Source organism: Thalassospira xianhensis MCCC 1A02616 (assembly GCF_003326475.1).
In the GTDB taxonomy this organism is placed as follows: Bacteria; Pseudomonadota; Alphaproteobacteria; order Rhodospirillales; family Thalassospiraceae; genus Thalassospira; species Thalassospira xianhensis.
Genome location: NZ_JPWA01000047.1, coordinates 1 through 14,749, shown reverse-complemented (window position 1 = coordinate 14,749; position 14,749 = coordinate 1). Strand labels below are relative to the sequence as shown.

Genomic DNA, 14,749 nt, shown 5'->3' with positions numbered 1-14,749 from the left:
CATGAGCACCGAACTCACCCGCCTTCAGACCCGGCTGATCGAACATTTTCAGCGCGGATTTCCGACGACGCCACGCCCATTTGAAACCATCGCCAATGAACTGGGCACCAGCGAAGATACAGTGATTTCCGCCATTTCCGATTTGAAGGACAAAGGTTGTCTCGACCGGATTGGTGCGACCTACGCCACCGGGCGCGCGGGGGCATCATGCCTTGCGGCAATGGAAGTACCAGATGATCAGCTTGAAAAAATCGCCGCCCAAGTAAGCCACTTTACCGAAATCAATCACAATTACGAACGCGAAGATAAACTCAATCTATGGTTCGTCGTGACCACCGCCGATCAGGCCAGTCTGGACACGACAATCAAGGCAATCGAAGCCAAGACAGGCTTCCCGGTATATCGGATGCCGATGATCGAACATTACCGTCTCGATTTGGGATTTGCGTTGAAATGGAACTGAGCGAGCTTCAACACCGGCTGATCAAAAGACTGCGTGACGGCTTGCCAATCGGCAAACGTCCCTACGCAAATATTGCCAATGACCTCGGCACGACCGAGGAAACGGTGATTGAAACGCTTGAGCAGCTTATCGCCCACAAGGTTATTAACCGTTTTGGCATGATCATCCGTCATCGCGCACTTGGTTATCAGGCCAATGCGATGTGCGTTTTCGATATCGGTGATGATGCGGCACCCGACATTGGCAAGGCCATGGCAACACTTCCCTATGTCACCTTGTGTTATCGCCGGGAACGGGTTGCCGGTGTCTGGCCATACAATCTTTATTGCATGATCCATGGTCGCGACCGGCTGACCGTCCGGGCACAAATCCGCCATCTGATCGCGCGTCTGGAACTGCATGATGCGCCCCACAAGGTTCTTTTCAGCAAGCAATGCTTCACCCAGCGGGCCGGAAAATATGGTGCCCCGACGGCGTCAGCATCCCTATCCGCATCCGGAGCTGCATCAACGCAGACGATCCCGTTCCCGATAAAATCAGGGAAGTACCATGAACAAGCTTGAACGCGATCTGATCAATAATCTTCAGGGTGGTTTCCCGATCTGCACCCACCCGTTTCAGGTTCTGGCCGACCGTCTTGGCTATCACGAGGAAACGATTATTGACGGCGTGAAAAAGCTGATCTCGGACGGATATGTCAGCCGGTTCGGTCCGCTTTACAACACCGAAAGACTGGGTGGCGCTGTGACCCTTGCCGCAATTGCCGTACCGCTAGATCGCTTTGACGAGGTCGCAGAACAGGTCAATGCGTTTGACGAAGTCGCCCACAATTACGCTCGCGAAGATGCGCTTAATATGTGGTTCGTGATCCTTGCCGAGGATGAAAAGAACCTTCAGCACGTCATCACCCGGATCGAAAATGCAACCGGCCTTCGGGTGCTGAGCTTCCCAAAGGAACGGGAATATTTCCTTGAATTGCATCTGGAGGTTCCCGATCAATGATTTCCTTTCTGAACCAACCAGAATTGCCGGAACTTGATGAAATCGATCATGCCCTGATCCGTGCGACGCAAACCGGGTTGCCGTTAACGCCGTCACCCTACGGGGATATCGCGCTGGGTCTTGGTCTTGGCCCGGATGAAGTTGAACAGCGTCTGCAACGGTTGCTCGATGTCGGCGTCATCCGGCGGATCGGCATCATTCCCAACCATTACCGTCTGGGCTATCGCGCCAACGGCATGAGTGTCTGGGACATTAATGATGAAGCCGTTGATGCCATGGGAGAAAAGATCGGAAAGCTGAATTTCGTATCGCACTGTTATCGAAGACCACGCCACCTGCCCGATTGGCCTTTCAACCTGTTTGCCATGGTCCACGGGACATCTCGTGAAACGGTCGAGGCCAAGGTTCAGGATATCCGCGACCTTTTGGGCGAGAGTGTCCGCAACCACCGCATTCTTTACAGCAACCGAATTCTTAAAAAAACCGGCCTGCGTTGGCGCAAAAGCGGAGAAAAGAAATGTTGCGGTTAAGCCATTATATCCGTGCCGCCATCGACATTACCGAAAATGGCACCGCCCCCGTTGCAACCACGCGCAAACATGCCCCGCTTTCCAATCGTGGGCCTGTCGTTATCTGGAACCTGATCCGGCGGTGCAACCTGACTTGCAGGCATTGCTATGCCTCCGCCGTTGATAAGGATTTCCCGGGCGAACTGACGACAAAACAGGTTTTTCACACCATGGAAAATCTGCGCGATTTCAATGTTCCAGTGTTGATCCTGTCGGGTGGCGAACCGCTTATGCGGCCCGATATTTTTGATATTTCGACCTATGCCAAAGAACTTGGTTTCTATGTCGCACTGTCAAGCAACGGAACCCTGATCGATGATAAAAACATCGATCAGATCGCAGCCGCCAACTATGACTATGTCGGCATCAGTCTGGACGGGCTTGGCGCAACACATGACTATTTCCGCCGTCTTGAAGGCGGGTTTGATCTTGCCCTTCAGGGGGCAAAGCTATGCCGTGATGCCGGATTGCCGGTTGGCATCCGTTTCACCATGACCCGCGAAAATTATCAGGACCTACCCGGCCTTCTTGACCTTGTGGAACAGGAAAAGATCGACAAATTCTATTTCTCGCATCTGAACTATGCCGGTCGTGGAAATCACAACCGCAAGGACCATGCCTTTTACAATATGACTCGCGAGGCACTTTTGATGATGTTTGCCCGCTGCGAGGCCGACGTCAAAGCAGGCATCGCGCGCGACTATGTGACGGGCAACAACGATGCCGACGGGGTTTTCCTGAAATTCTGGATTGACGAACATTACCCGGCGGCATCCGGCCAGATCGGGAAAATGCTGCAACGCTGGGGCGGGAACGCATCGGGGGTGAATGTTGCCAATATCGACAATCTGGGCAATGTCCATCCCGATACCATGTGGTGGCAACACACATTGGGCAATGTCCTGAAACGCCCATTTTCGGAAATCTGGCAGGATGTCAGCGATCCTTTGATGGCCGGCCTAAAACAACGCCCCCGTCTGGTGCATGGCCGCTGCGGCGAATGCCAATATCGCGATATTTGCGGCGGCAACACGCGAACGCGCGCCTATCAACTGACCGGTGATCCATGGGCCGAAGATCCCGGCTGTTATCTTGATGATGCCGAACTTGGCATTACTGGCGACCATAACCGTCTTGAAACCGTTCCGTTTTCCGCAACCAAACGCCACGGTCAGGTGGAGGTCACATCATGACCACCATCGTCAAGCCTGCCTTGGCGCGGATCTGCCTTGGCACGATGCTGGTTTCCGGTCTGATCGGCACCACAAATGCCTTTGGCCAAACCGCCCTTTCATCGGCCCAGATAGCCGATGCCAACGCGCTATATGCAACGCATTGCGCTGCCTGTCACAATGGCGACCGGTTGGGCGGAATGGGCCCGGCCCTTTTGCCCGAAAGCCTTGAAAAACTGCGCGGCAATGGCATTTCGGATGTCATCCGTGATGGCCGCACGGCAACGCAGATGCCAGCCTTTGGCGAAACCCTTGCCGCAACGGAAATCACCCTTCTGGCAGACTGGTTGCGCCAACCGATGGACAGGTCACCGGAATGGGGCATGTCCGAAATCGTCCAAAGTCACGACGTTTTTATCGATCCGGCGGAACTTCCCGACAAACCAAAATTCGAAGGCGATCCGTTAAACCTGTTTACAATTGTCGAGGCGGGCGATCATCACGTCACGATCCTTGATGGCGACACGTTCGAACCGCTTGATCGTTTTCCGACCCGCTTTGCCCTGCATGGCGGGGCGAAATATTCCCCGGACGGTCGGTTTGTCTATCTGGCGTCGCGCGATGGCTGGGTTCAGATGTATGACCTTTATTCCCTGCAAACCGTTGCTGAAATCCGGGTCGGTCTGAATACGCGAAATGTGGCGGTATCGGATGATGGCCGCTATGTGATGGCGGGCAACATGCTACCGCACAATCTGGTTCTGCTTGATGCACGCGATCTGACGCCGATACGCGAGTTTGCCGTTATCGGTGACGATGGCAAATCATCACGTGTTTCGGCTGTCTATACCGCCCCTCCGCGCCAAAGCTTCATCGTTGCCCTGAAAGACCTGTCCGAAGTTTGGGAAATTTCCTATGCCGATGATCCACGTCCGGTCTATCCCGGTTTCGTTCACAACTACGAAGCCAACATGGTCGAAGCACTGGATGTTCAGAACGGCCCATTTCCGGTAAGGCGTATTCGCCTTGATGACGGTCTGGATGATTTCTTTTTCGATCAGGATTATCGCCATCTGATCGGGGCTGCGCGCAATGGTCGCGATGGACAAGTGATCAATCTGAATGTCGGTCGAAAGGTTGCCGATATCGCGCTGGAAGGCATGCCCCATCTTGGTTCGGGCATCACCTTTGACTATCAGGGCCAGTCGGTGCTGGCGACACCGCACCTGAAAGATTCCAAAATCAGCGTCATCGACATGGAAAGCTGGCAGACCATCAAAACCATCGGAACAAAAGGCCCCGGATTTTTCACCCGCAGCCATGACAACACGCCTTACGCCTGGGTCGATGTATTCTTTGGCCCGGACAAGGACGTGGTCCATATCATCGATAAACGCACACTCGAAATCGTCAAAACGCTCCGCCCCGAACCCGGCAAGGTCGCAGCCCATGTCGAATTTGACCGTAGCGGCAAACACGCGCTGCTCTCGATCTGGGACGATGACGGCGCAATCATCGTTTACGATGCCCAAACATTCGAGGAAATCAAACGCATCCCGATGAAAAAGCCGGTTGGAAAATATAACGTGTTCAACAAAATCACTTATTCCGCTGGCACCAGCCATTAAAATCGGATCAAACGGCTTAGCGGTTCATTAAAATCATGGCCGCTTGTGCGGCCAGAACACCTGCGAAAATCACGATCAGAAACGCGATGAACAATCCCCGCCATCCATCCGCAGACGGACCAAGCCCAAGATAATACCGCAAAATCAGCCACGCCTTGAGGCTGCCGACCATCATGATCGTCATGGCGGGCAAAATGCCAAGCATCGCACCTGTGCGATCATCACCGATCAGGGCAAGAACCATCGACATGACGGTCGTGCCACTGGCCAGTAACCAGACAAAAATCGCCGTGCGCGATGAAAGCCCGTGCCCGTCGTTCAACGTCGTGGACGAAGCTGAAATATCGTCGCTTTCGGCCGCAACTGTAAGATGTCGGTCCATGGTTTCCTCACCGCAGAAGATAGATCACAGGAAACACCAATACCCAGACCATATCGATCATGTGCCAGAATGCCGTTCCGGTTTCGATATTTGTCAGGTTCGGCCAAATGGCAACGACCCCCAGCACCCCAAGCCCCATCACCACATGCAGGGCATGAAAGCCCGTGATCAGGTAGTAAAGCGTGAAAAACGTGCTGGTTTCCAAACCGATCCCGGCATCGATTTTGGTGCCATATTCAATAAGCTTCACGATCAGGAAGACGATGCCTAAAACCGCCGTCCCCGCCAGCCAGACCCGGCATTGCAAAACCGCATCTTTTTTGATCGCACGAACGGCAAAAACGGCGAAAAGGCCACTTGTCAGAAGAACAAGCGTATTGATCCCGCCCATGACACGATCAAGATGAAGCTGATCATTGGCAAATCCCGCCGGATCACCAATTCTTGCCGCGGAAAATGTCAGAAGGAACGCCCCAAAGACAACCAGTTCCGACAGGATCAAGACCCACATCAACGGATGCCCCGGCAACGCTTCAAGCCCACCCCAAGCATCCGAAGCAGATTGCGGGTCATGATCCATCAGGCCGGAATCGTCATGCTGCGCAATCGTGTCCTGATCGGGTTCCATGTGATACCCCGTTTTCAACGTACAAGCTGACGGTAAATGCGTGGCAATGCCGCAGGAAGATTTTCCAGTTTGCTGACAATCGCATGTCCGCCTGCGCCAAATATGTAGGGAAAGTAATCCTGTGCCTTGCGGTCCACCGTTACTCCGAAAAGCCCGATACCGGCCTTTCGGCATTCGCGCACAGCACGGCGGCTGTCCTCGATCCCGTAACGACCTTCGTAATGGTCAATGTCATTTGGCTTTCCGTCCGTAATCACCAACATCAACCGGTGTTGATGTGGACGATCCCCCAGCAATTTTCCGATATGACGGATTGCTGGCCCCAACCGGGTGTAATAACCCGGCCGAAGCTTCTGTATCCTTTCCTGGGTACGAGGCGACCAATCCTCGTCGAAATCCTTGATCGCATTGATCCGCACCCAATCCCGACGACGTGATGTAAAGCTGAAGATACCAAACTCGTCCCCACATGCATCCAGCCCACCGGTCAGCACCGAAAGCGCCTGCTTTTCGACATCAAGAACCCGGTGATCCTGTATCCATGCATCGGTCGACAGTGACACATCAATCAGCACAGCAACCGACAGGTCGCGTGCCCGCCGGACGGTGTTCAGATACAGCCTGTCACTAAGTTCGCCGCTGCCTTTCTGGTCACACCGGGCACGCACCAATGCCTCAAGGTCAAGCTCGCTTCCGTCGCATTGCGCGCGTAGCGTTTCATGGCGTGGCCGAAATGCTTCGAACTGGCGGCGAACCTGGCGGATTTGTCGCCGTTCGGTTTCACCCGGATGCCAGACATCACAGTCACTGACGGTTTCATCACCGGACTGCATGACGATTTTGCAGAAATCCGGGCGATACGATTGCTGCCGATAATCCCATTCCGGATAGGTCCATTCACCAATCACACGCCCTTCATCGGCTTCGCGGGGCGGCAGGTCCAGATCGAAACGCAATTTGGTTGCCGCTTTGCGTTTGCAGTCGGAAATTTCCATTTCGTCAAGCTCGTCGGCCGCTTTCTTTGCGTCCTGCTCGTCCTCGTCATCCATCGGCCGATTGACATTGACCATCTCGGCAATCGAAAGGATTTTTTCAAACCGGTTTAACGCCAGCGGATCATTGCGCCCGGCCTGATCATTCTTGCGTCGGCGGGCGCGTTTTTTGCGTTCCTGACTGCCGTCTGACGAATTTTCGTCCTCGTCCATGTCGGTATCGGCAACACGCCCGGCCGTTCCCGAACAAATGGCTTCGCCCCAAAGCGGAACGGGAAGGAACGGCGCATAACGATGCGGTTGCAAACCCGCAATATTGATCATTCCCGCAATATCGGCATTTTCGTCAACGGCGTTAACAACAGGCCACAAATCGTTTTCACCCTGTTGATCCGCAGCCCCAAGAATCTTCAGAACACATTCTTCGATCTGCTGTTCGCATCGGGGCAAGGGACGAACCGGTCGCAGCGCCAGAAACGCATCATACAGGCGTTGCCGCAAACCGATGATGCCGGGGAACTGGCGACACACATCCTGATCGGTTTGTCGTGCCCGGGAAAGCCGCATGATATCGGCCAATAACGGGCTTTGCGCAATGTCCGCCGAAATGGTTTGCGGCTCCGAAACCGCAAACCATGCCATCAGCCAGATATAAAAATCACGGTTAAGGTCACGCGACGGAAACAGCGAAATGGACGCGGGCAGCTTGACCGATGCCTCGTTCATTTCGGCCATCGTGATCTGTTCATCCACGAGACCGATCCGCTGCCGCCAACGTAACCGATGCCCCGAAACCCGTTTATCAATCTGGGCAAATTCCAGCGCCGGATCGCCACCAAGGGTGCGAAAGATCACCGGCAAATGGCTGCGCAATTCGGCAAACGTGACCGCATGTTCAACATGATCGCGATAGCTTTCCTGATTGTGCGATGCAATCCGGTGCCAGATCATGCCGACCTGTTCTTCGAATTCCAGAAAATCGAAACTCATCATCGCCTCCCGGCTGTCAGCCCCGGATAATCCCGATGGCCTCGCGAAGGCCCGACTTGATATCCGCATCATCCGACAGGGGTTCGATGATGGCGGCATTGATGGCATCATCAAATGCAACATTGGCCATCAAAAGTGTCGCGCAATAAACCAGCAACCGGGTTGAAACCGCTTCTTCAAGATCAATACCGGTAAGCTTGCGAATATTGCCCGCGATGCGCACCAGAAGGGCCGCGCGTTCAACATCGATCCCGGTTTCACGCATGATCACCGCTTTTTCGGTTTCCGCATCCGGGAAGTCGAACTCGACCGCCAGAAAACGTTGCCGGGTCGATGGTTTCAGTTGCTTCAGAAGGTTCTGGTAACCGGGGTTATAGGACACCACCAGCATGAAATTGGCCGGCGCTTCCAGAAGCTCGCCCGTCCGGTCCAGCGGCAAAAGACGACGGTCATCGGTCAATGGGTGAAGCACCACCGTCACGTCCTTGCGCGCCTCCACCACCTCGTCGAGATAGCAGATCCCACCGTGGCGGACCGCGCGCGTCAACGGGCCATCCACCCAAACGGTTTCCCCACCCTTGATCAGATAGCGCCCCGTCATATCCGCCGCCGTCAGATCGTCATGGCAGGAAACGGTATAAAGTGGAACACCAAGCTTTGCCGCCATATGCGATACAAAACGCGTTTTCCCGCAACCGGTCGGCCCCTTCAACAACAAGGGCAGATGCTGTTGCCAAGCCGTTTCAAACAGCTGCTGTTCATTGCCGGTAGACTGATAATAAGGAACGTCCTGATCAGGGAGTACGTCTTTAAGAGCGGTCTGCATATGAATGCTCCTTGGAAAACAGAAAGGCCGAAAATGACAACGACCGGTCGCGGGAACCAACCGGTCGTTGTCCGCCATGTGTCGTCATGGAAGAGAGCATGAAATCGAACACACAGACTTGATTGCCGTCATTCGGCGGGCAGACGTGCCCCTGCGGTTACGCGTGGACCTCGCGGTGCGACCACAAGCGACCAGATGATCATGGTGACACCGATCAGCACGACTACCCCCGCTCCCAAACGCATCCAGTAGAACAGGGCAACCTGATCCTGCACCTCCATGTAATTCATCCCCAGAACACGTTGCAGATGGGTCTGAACGACACCCGCAAATGTCAGGGTAAAGGTCATGAATGCCATCGCACTGGTCGTGATCCAGAAGCCCCACATATTGAGCTGCTGGTTATAAGGTTCACGCCCGCGAAGATAAGGCAGCGCATAGGTGAAGATTGCCAGATTAAGCATCACATAGGCCCCGTAGAAAGCCAGATGGCCATGTGCTGCGGTAATCTGAGTCCCGTGGGTGTAGTAATTGATCGACGACAGGGTATGCATGAAGCCCCATACGCCCGCGCCAAAAAACGCCATGACCGAACAGCCAAGCGACCAAAGTAGGGCCGCCTTGTTCGGATGATCCCGACCACCTTTCCAAACCATGTAGAAGCAGAAAACAACCATGGCAAAGAAAGGAACGACTTCCAGCGTCGAAAACACATTACCTATCCACTGCCAGTAACCCGGAGTTCCGATCCAGTAATAGTGATGGCCGGTACCCAGAATGCCGGTAAACAGCGAAAGTGAAACCATGACATAAAGCCATTTTTCAACGACTTCGCGATCAACACCCGTCATTTTGATCATCAGGAATGCTAGGATCGACGCCATGATCAGTTCCCACACACCTTCGACCCACAGATGCACGACATACCACCAGTACATCTTGTCCACCGCAAGGTTGGACGGGTTATAGAAGGCAAACAGGAACAGCAAAGCCACGAACCAAAGGGCAACCATCAGTACGTTTGATACTGCGGTTTTCCGCCCCTTAAGCAGTGTCAGCGTGGTGTTGTAAAGGAACATCAGCGCCACCACGACGATACCGACCTTGATCGGCAATGGCTGTTCAAGGAACTCGCGTCCTTCGTGATAGCCAAGGATGTATCCGACAACTGCGGCAGCGGTTGCCGCCATGAACAGCCAGAACTGGATGATCGCCATTTTCGGGCTGTGCAGTTCGGTTTCGCATTCTTCAGGCAGCAAATAATAAGCCGCCCCGAAATAGCCCATCAGCAACCAGACGATCAGGGCGTTGGTGTGGATCATGCGAATGACGTTGAACGGCAGCAGTTCGGACAAGACGTTTGGAAAAACATAGACAGTGCCCGCCACCACGCCGAACAGAATCTGGGCTGCGAACAATGTCAGCGCGCCGTATATGTAATACAGCGCAACCTTTTGCGATTGATATTTCATTGTAGCCTCGTTTCCATCAGCACCGGATTATCCCGCCTCGTTTGGCGGCCAGTTCTGGGTGTCGATTTCACTGGTCCATTTCAGGAAGTCGACAAGCTCGTCGAGCTCCTGATCTGTAAGGTTGAATTGCGGCATCTGGCGGCGGCCTTCGATGCCTGTGGGCTGTGCGGCCATCCATGCCTTAAGCATATCGCGCGCACCTTCCGGATCATCTTGACCGCCATACCGCACCCAGACATTGCCAAGTTCAGGTGCGAAATAGGCACCCTCGCCCAAAAGCGTATGGCAGTTGATGCATGAATTGCGTTCCCAGACATGCTTGCCCGCGACAACCGATGGCGTCAGCTGATCCTGATTGCTGGACTCGTTGACGATATAGTTGTGACTGTGCAAGGTCAGTCCGATAAAGATGACCAGAAAGAAGATCGTTCCGCCGTAGAAGATGTTTCGGGCGGCAGATTTTGTCAGTCGTTCCGACATGTGAACGGATCCTCACTCCGATTGGCAGTTCAGTGCCGCTCTGTCCCCAAAACGGCGTCATGCAATCATTTCCCGACTGGACGTTTCCCACCTTGACTACCGTCAAACGAAAAAAGCCCCGCACGATGGCGGGGCAGATGGGGTCGGAAATGCGCAGCAGGAAGGATAAGGCAAACCGCGTCAGGCTATTCAAAACGCGGAAACAATATTTCATTCTCAAGATGGATATGCGCCACCAGGTCTTCGACCAACTTGGCCGTGCCGGAATAAAGCGCCCGCCATGAACCACAGACACCATCGGGCAATGTGAAATTGTTGGTCAGCTTTTGCAGTTTATGGATGGCTTCCGCATGCTCGTCATGTTCTTCGCGCATGCAATGGATCGGCATGATCAGGGGAATTGTGCTGGCACTGTTGCGCTGCATTTCGCGCATCGCCGGAAACAGAACCATTTCCTCTTTCGCCATATGGGAATCAAGCTTCTCCGTCATTTCAAACAGCGCGTCGGCCAATCCCGCCGGGGCTTCCGGATGATCTCCGTGAACCGCCTCGACCTTGCGGGCAAGCAGGATGAGCTCGGCCAGTTCATCACGATGGGTCTGATGATACCGATCCAGAATAAAATCGATGAACGCATCGATATCATTTGGATCCGGCAAGGTCAGTGGCCCCTTGGGCAAATCGCACAATTCACGGGCAATCAGACCGGCATCCAGTCCTTTCACACTGGCGACCTCCTCCAACGACTTGTTGCTTGAACAGCAAAATCCGATTTTATGACGTCGTAAAACCAGGGTTGCCCCCGGAAAACTTGCGACCAGATCGCCGATCTTGCGATGGATCAGATTTGCTGAATTTGCCGGTTCCTGATCATGTGTGAAATCGGATTGCATGCTGGCGGACCTCCATCCCCGGATATTGATCCAGCCAAGTTTAGGCACCTTCCCAAAAGTCACGTTGACGATGGTCAAGTAGCCCTGCGTGAAATTTTGCAATCAATGTTTACGGCAATGATGAAAAGGTCGGATATCCCCCCCTGTGCAAGGGCAGGTTCCGCGCCATGGAGAAGCTGGCAATGCGCAACGTCCTCAGGCGCGATCGCATTGACCGGTTCTTCCGGGTTCCCGGCCTTTGACGGAATACCGGTTGGCACCATCCACTGTTCTCTGCCGTCGATCCGCTGGACCACCGAACGCGCAGAAGCGGAAATTGCTCCGCTTGTTGTTGAAGCCGCCCAATCTATTGTGCCATCAAGGTAGGCGCGGCCGACCTTTCGCAGCCAAAGCATGAAGGCCTGCCGACACATTTTTCATGGCTGACTGAACATTTAAATCTCATTCATTTCGGGCACTTGACCTCTATCAAGCAAGGTCTGACGGACATGGAATAAAGAAGCATTATGAAAAATATGCTTCGTATATTCCTGTCATTCTGGATCGCATTTTCCCTGATCGGGACAAATGCCGGTCAAACTTTTGCGCAGACGGCGAAGCATTCGATCAGCAGCGACATTGTTGAAATCACGATATGTGCTGCCGGTCAGCAAACAAAAACGATCTTGATCGACCAGAACGGCAATCAGGTCCCCACACCGGACAAATGCGATTGCCTCGCCTGCCCGAACTGCATCAACAGCACGTTTTTCAGCCTTCCCGATGCAATACGCACCATCGGGCATGAGCACGCAGTCATCCTGACCGACATCCCGCAATCATTCGACATTGCAGACGCCACGACCCGGGCGCCTGGGTCGGCACGCGCGCCTCCGCAAAAGGTTTGACATCATGAAAACGCCATCTGTTCCAGTGTCTTATCTGTCAGCTCGGCACTCCTTGCAAATCCGGCACTACCTGTCTGGCATGTTGCTTCTTGCAATGGGCATCCTGTTTACGGTTCTGTTTGTGCCATCTGACGCACAGGCTCAGAACAGCCCGGTTCTGGCACAATTCATTGACAAGGTTCCCGCCGCATCACTGGTCGATGGGGCAGATGGCTATGGTCCGATTGATGCAGACAATCCGGTCGCCCCGGTACTGAAGAGCGGCACCCGGATTGGCTGGGCCTTTATCACATCCGATTTTGTCGGCACCACCGGCTATTCCGGGAAACCAATCCATGTGATGGCTGCGGTTGATGACGATGCCAAGGTCATCGGCGTCAAACTGGTCAAACATTCAGAACCGATTGTCCTGATCGGCATTCCCGAAGCACGTATCGCCGCCCTGACCGAGGGGTATATCGGCTTTGATCTGGTCCAGGCGGCCAAGGGCACTGACCATGAGCTGAACATTATTTCCGGTGCCACCGTGACCATTATGGTTATTGATGACTCGATCCTCAGATCGGGTATCAAGGTGGCACGCACCCTTGGCCTGGGTGGATTGAGCACCCCAACGACAACAGCCGGGCCGCAGTTCGCGATTAATCCAGACGCTTCGGCCCCGGACGACTGGCAGACAATGGTCGGGGACGGCACGTTGCGGCGCATGTCGCTTGATGTCGGGCAGGTAAATGACGCCTTTGCCGCCATGGGTGACCCGCGGGCCACCGAACGCCCGATCACAGCCGCCCCTGCAGAAACCTTCATCGACATGTATGCCACCCTTGTCAGCATTCCGGCAATTGGCAGGGCAACACTTGGTGAACGCGGTTACAACAACCTGAAATCATGGCTCAAGGAAGGTGAAGAAGCCATTCTTGTCGCCGGACGGGGGCAATATTCCTTCAAGGGATCGGGCTATGTCCGCGGTGGGTTGTTCGACCGCATTCAATTGATCCAGGGCGACATGTCCGTGCGCTTCCGCGACCGGAACCACCGGCGCGTTGGCGATATCATGGCCGATGGCGCCCCGGAACTGACAGAAATGGATCTGTTCAAGATTCCGGTGTCGAACAATTTCGATCCGACACAGCCATGGCGTCTGGAACTTCTGGTCCATCGCGATATCGGTGCGGTTGAACGTCTTTACACCACGTTTGACATGGGCTGGCAGCCGCCTGCAACATACCTGACAAAGGTGGTAAAATCGGAACAGAAGATCACTTCGCAAGCCCCGTCAACACTTGAAACGGATGAGCAGGCGGCAAAAACCGCGCTGTGGCAGCGAATGTGGCGTGACAAAACGGTCGAGATTGTGGTGCTGAGCATCATGCTCTTTACCCTGACGCTCGCATTCTTCTTCCAGAGCGTCCTGACACGTTCGGCAAAATTCACCTTCTGGTTCCGCATCTCGTTCCTGACCGTAACACTGGTGTTCCTGGGCTGGTACGCCAATGCGCAGCTTTCAGTCGTGAACCTGATGGCGCTGACCAATTCACTCGTGACCGGATTTACCTGGGAAGCCTTCCTGCTTGATCCGCTGACCTTTATCTTGTGGTTCTCGGTCGCGGCCGCCCTGATCTTCTGGGGGCGCGGCGCGTATTGCGGTTGGCTGTGCCCGTTCGGCGCCCTGCAGGAATTGACCAACCGGATTGCAAAGCTCCTTCACGTTCCGCAATGGACATTGCCCTGGGGGCTGCATGAACGCCTATGGGCGGTGAAATACATCATCTTCCTTGGTCTTTTCGGCACCATGCTGGCAAGTATCGACCAGGCCGAAAAACTGGCCGAGGTCGAACCTTTCAAGACCGCCATCATCCTCAAATTCGACCGGGCATGGCCGTTTGTTCTCTATGCCCTTGTTCTTCTTGGCGCCGGACTTTTCGTCGAACGGTTCTATTGCCGGTATCTGTGCCCGCTGGGCGCAGCTTTGGCGATCCCGGCGCGTATCCGCATGTTTGACTGGCTCAAACGCTACAAGGAATGCGGCAGCCCGTGCCAGACCTGTGCGCATGAATGCATGGTCCAGGCCATCCACCCAACAGGAGAAATCAACCCGAACGAGTGTCACAACTGTCTTCACTGCCAAGTGCTGTATCAAAGCGAAAAAATCTGTCCGGTCGTGATCAAGAAGCTCAAGCGGCAGGAAAGCCTTTTGGCAAGCATGGAAGGCGCACAAAAAGCGCTGAACCGGACCCAGACGACAAAGCACAATCCCAAGGAGAAATCGTGATGTCTGACAATACCGAAAAAACCGGTGTTACCCGTCGTGGTCTGCTGACTGCAGCAGCTGGCGGTGCGGCCTTTGCCGGTGCTGCCGGTGCTG

The 14,749-nt window shown here is 54.3% G+C and carries 16 protein-coding genes; 8 read left to right on the top strand and 8 right to left on the bottom strand.

The annotated features are described in order from the left end of the window. Position 1 precedes the first annotated feature (1 nt). From TH5_RS22990 to TH5_RS22965, 6 genes are read left to right on the top strand one after another with little or no spacing between them, the layout of a single operon-like run. A complete protein-coding gene (locus tag TH5_RS22990) occupies positions 2–463 on the top strand; it encodes an Lrp/AsnC family transcriptional regulator (protein WP_114123844.1) in 462 nt (153 codons plus the stop codon). After that, positions 454–1,026 carry a siroheme decarboxylase subunit beta gene (gene ahbB, locus TH5_RS22985; RefSeq protein ID WP_167443643.1) on the top strand — a complete coding sequence of 191 codons (573 nt, stop codon included), beginning with the start codon at positions 454–456 and terminating at the stop codon, positions 1,024–1,026. Before TH5_RS22990 ends, ahbB (TH5_RS22985) begins: the two co-directional genes overlap by 10 nt. Then, positions 1,013–1,465 (top strand): Lrp/AsnC family transcriptional regulator, encoded by a 453-nt coding sequence (locus tag TH5_RS22980; RefSeq protein ID WP_114123843.1) that lies wholly within the window; start codon positions 1,013–1,015, stop codon positions 1,463–1,465. The genes ahbB (TH5_RS22985) and TH5_RS22980 overlap by 14 nt, the downstream gene beginning before the upstream one ends. After that, positions 1,462–1,995, top strand: coding sequence for a siroheme decarboxylase subunit beta (gene ahbB / locus TH5_RS22975; RefSeq protein WP_114123842.1), 534 nt, complete (start codon positions 1,462–1,464; stop codon positions 1,993–1,995). The genes TH5_RS22980 and ahbB (TH5_RS22975) overlap by 4 nt, the downstream gene beginning before the upstream one ends. Then, positions 1,983–3,227: a heme d1 biosynthesis radical SAM protein NirJ gene (gene nirJ / locus TH5_RS22970; protein WP_114123841.1), complete on the top strand. Its 1,245-nt coding sequence runs from the start codon at positions 1,983–1,985 to the stop codon at positions 3,225–3,227. Before ahbB (TH5_RS22975) ends, nirJ begins: the two co-directional genes overlap by 13 nt. Then, positions 3,224–4,834 carry a nitrite reductase gene (locus tag TH5_RS22965; RefSeq protein ID WP_114123840.1) on the top strand — a complete coding sequence of 537 codons (1,611 nt, stop codon included), beginning with the start codon at positions 3,224–3,226 and terminating at the stop codon, positions 4,832–4,834. The genes nirJ and TH5_RS22965 overlap by 4 nt, the downstream gene beginning before the upstream one ends. Before the next feature lie 16 nt (positions 4,835–4,850). Here the strand turns inward: TH5_RS22965 and TH5_RS22960 are convergent, their stop codons facing one another. From TH5_RS22960 to TH5_RS25725, 8 genes are all read right to left on the bottom strand, one after another. Further along, complete coding sequence (locus tag TH5_RS22960) at positions 4,851–5,216, bottom strand: cytochrome C oxidase subunit IV family protein (RefSeq protein WP_114123839.1); 366 nt, start codon at positions 5,214–5,216, stop codon at positions 4,851–4,853. A gap of 7 nt (positions 5,217–5,223) precedes the next feature. Beyond that, positions 5,224–5,844, bottom strand: coding sequence for a cytochrome c oxidase subunit 3 family protein (locus TH5_RS22955; protein WP_114123838.1), 621 nt, complete (start codon positions 5,842–5,844; stop codon positions 5,224–5,226). Between the two features lie 14 nt (positions 5,845–5,858). Beyond that, positions 5,859–7,826, bottom strand: a complete 1,968-nt coding sequence (locus TH5_RS22950) for a nitric oxide reductase activation protein NorD (RefSeq protein WP_114123837.1) — start codon at positions 7,824–7,826, stop codon at positions 5,859–5,861. A gap of 16 nt (positions 7,827–7,842) precedes the next feature. Continuing rightward, entirely contained in the window at positions 7,843–8,652 is an 810-nt protein-coding gene (locus TH5_RS22945) for a CbbQ/NirQ/NorQ/GpvN family protein (protein WP_114123836.1), read from the bottom strand. A 128-nt stretch (positions 8,653–8,780) separates the two neighbouring features. Beyond that, positions 8,781–10,124, bottom strand: coding sequence for a cbb3-type cytochrome c oxidase subunit I (locus tag TH5_RS22940; protein WP_114123835.1), 1,344 nt, complete (start codon positions 10,122–10,124; stop codon positions 8,781–8,783). A 27-nt stretch (positions 10,125–10,151) separates the two neighbouring features. After that, positions 10,152–10,604 carry a c-type cytochrome gene (locus TH5_RS22935; protein WP_114123834.1) on the bottom strand — a complete coding sequence of 151 codons (453 nt, stop codon included), beginning with the start codon at positions 10,602–10,604 and terminating at the stop codon, positions 10,152–10,154. Positions 10,605–10,789: 185 nt separating this feature from the next. After that, a complete protein-coding gene (locus TH5_RS22930; RefSeq protein ID WP_114123833.1) occupies positions 10,790–11,497 on the bottom strand; it encodes a DUF542 domain-containing protein in 708 nt (235 codons plus the stop codon). Between the two features lie 74 nt (positions 11,498–11,571). Beyond that, positions 11,572–11,892, bottom strand: a complete 321-nt coding sequence (locus TH5_RS25725; protein WP_167443642.1) for a hypothetical protein — start codon at positions 11,890–11,892, stop codon at positions 11,572–11,574. 111 nt (positions 11,893–12,003) lie between these two features. Between TH5_RS25725 and TH5_RS22920 the strand changes: the two genes are divergently transcribed. Next, a complete protein-coding gene (locus TH5_RS22920) occupies positions 12,004–12,384 on the top strand; it encodes a hypothetical protein (protein ID WP_114123832.1) in 381 nt (126 codons plus the stop codon). 4 nt (positions 12,385–12,388) lie between these two features. Next, positions 12,389–14,656, top strand: coding sequence for a NosR/NirI family protein (locus TH5_RS22915; RefSeq protein WP_208638525.1), 2,268 nt, complete (start codon positions 12,389–12,391; stop codon positions 14,654–14,656). Positions 14,657–14,749: the final 93 nt, after the last annotated feature.

Bases quoted from the DNA above. Each gene is read 5' to 3' on its own strand.
- nirJ (WP_114123841.1), top strand. From the start codon at position 1,983: ATGTTGCGGTTAAGCCATTATATCCGTGCCGCCATCGACATTACCGAA.
- TH5_RS22935 (WP_114123834.1), bottom strand. From the start codon at position 10,604: ATGTCGGAACGACTGACAAAATCTGCCGCCCGAAACATCTTCTACGGC.
- TH5_RS22965 (WP_114123840.1), top strand. From the start codon at position 3,224: ATGACCACCATCGTCAAGCCTGCCTTGGCGCGGATCTGCCTTGGCACG.
- ahbB (WP_114123842.1), top strand. From the start codon at position 1,462: ATGATTTCCTTTCTGAACCAACCAGAATTGCCGGAACTTGATGAAATC.
- TH5_RS22950 (WP_114123837.1), bottom strand. From the start codon at position 7,826: ATGAGTTTCGATTTTCTGGAATTCGAAGAACAGGTCGGCATGATCTGG.
- TH5_RS22930 (WP_114123833.1), bottom strand. From the start codon at position 11,497: ATGCAATCCGATTTCACACATGATCAGGAACCGGCAAATTCAGCAAAT.
- TH5_RS22915 (WP_208638525.1), top strand. From the start codon at position 12,389: ATGAAAACGCCATCTGTTCCAGTGTCTTATCTGTCAGCTCGGCACTCC.
- TH5_RS22945 (WP_114123836.1), bottom strand. From the start codon at position 8,652: ATGCAGACCGCTCTTAAAGACGTACTCCCTGATCAGGACGTTCCTTAT.
- TH5_RS22955 (WP_114123838.1), bottom strand. From the start codon at position 5,844: ATGGAACCCGATCAGGACACGATTGCGCAGCATGACGATTCCGGCCTG.
- TH5_RS22990 (WP_114123844.1), top strand. From the start codon at position 2: ATGAGCACCGAACTCACCCGCCTTCAGACCCGGCTGATCGAACATTTT.
- TH5_RS25725 (WP_167443642.1), bottom strand. From the start codon at position 11,892: ATGCTTTGGCTGCGAAAGGTCGGCCGCGCCTACCTTGATGGCACAATA.
- ahbB (WP_167443643.1), top strand. From the start codon at position 454: ATGGAACTGAGCGAGCTTCAACACCGGCTGATCAAAAGACTGCGTGAC.
- TH5_RS22960 (WP_114123839.1), bottom strand. From the start codon at position 5,216: ATGGACCGACATCTTACAGTTGCGGCCGAAAGCGACGATATTTCAGCT.
- TH5_RS22940 (WP_114123835.1), bottom strand. From the start codon at position 10,124: ATGAAATATCAATCGCAAAAGGTTGCGCTGTATTACATATACGGCGCG.
- TH5_RS22920 (WP_114123832.1), top strand. From the start codon at position 12,004: ATGAAAAATATGCTTCGTATATTCCTGTCATTCTGGATCGCATTTTCC.
- TH5_RS22980 (WP_114123843.1), top strand. From the start codon at position 1,013: ATGAACAAGCTTGAACGCGATCTGATCAATAATCTTCAGGGTGGTTTC.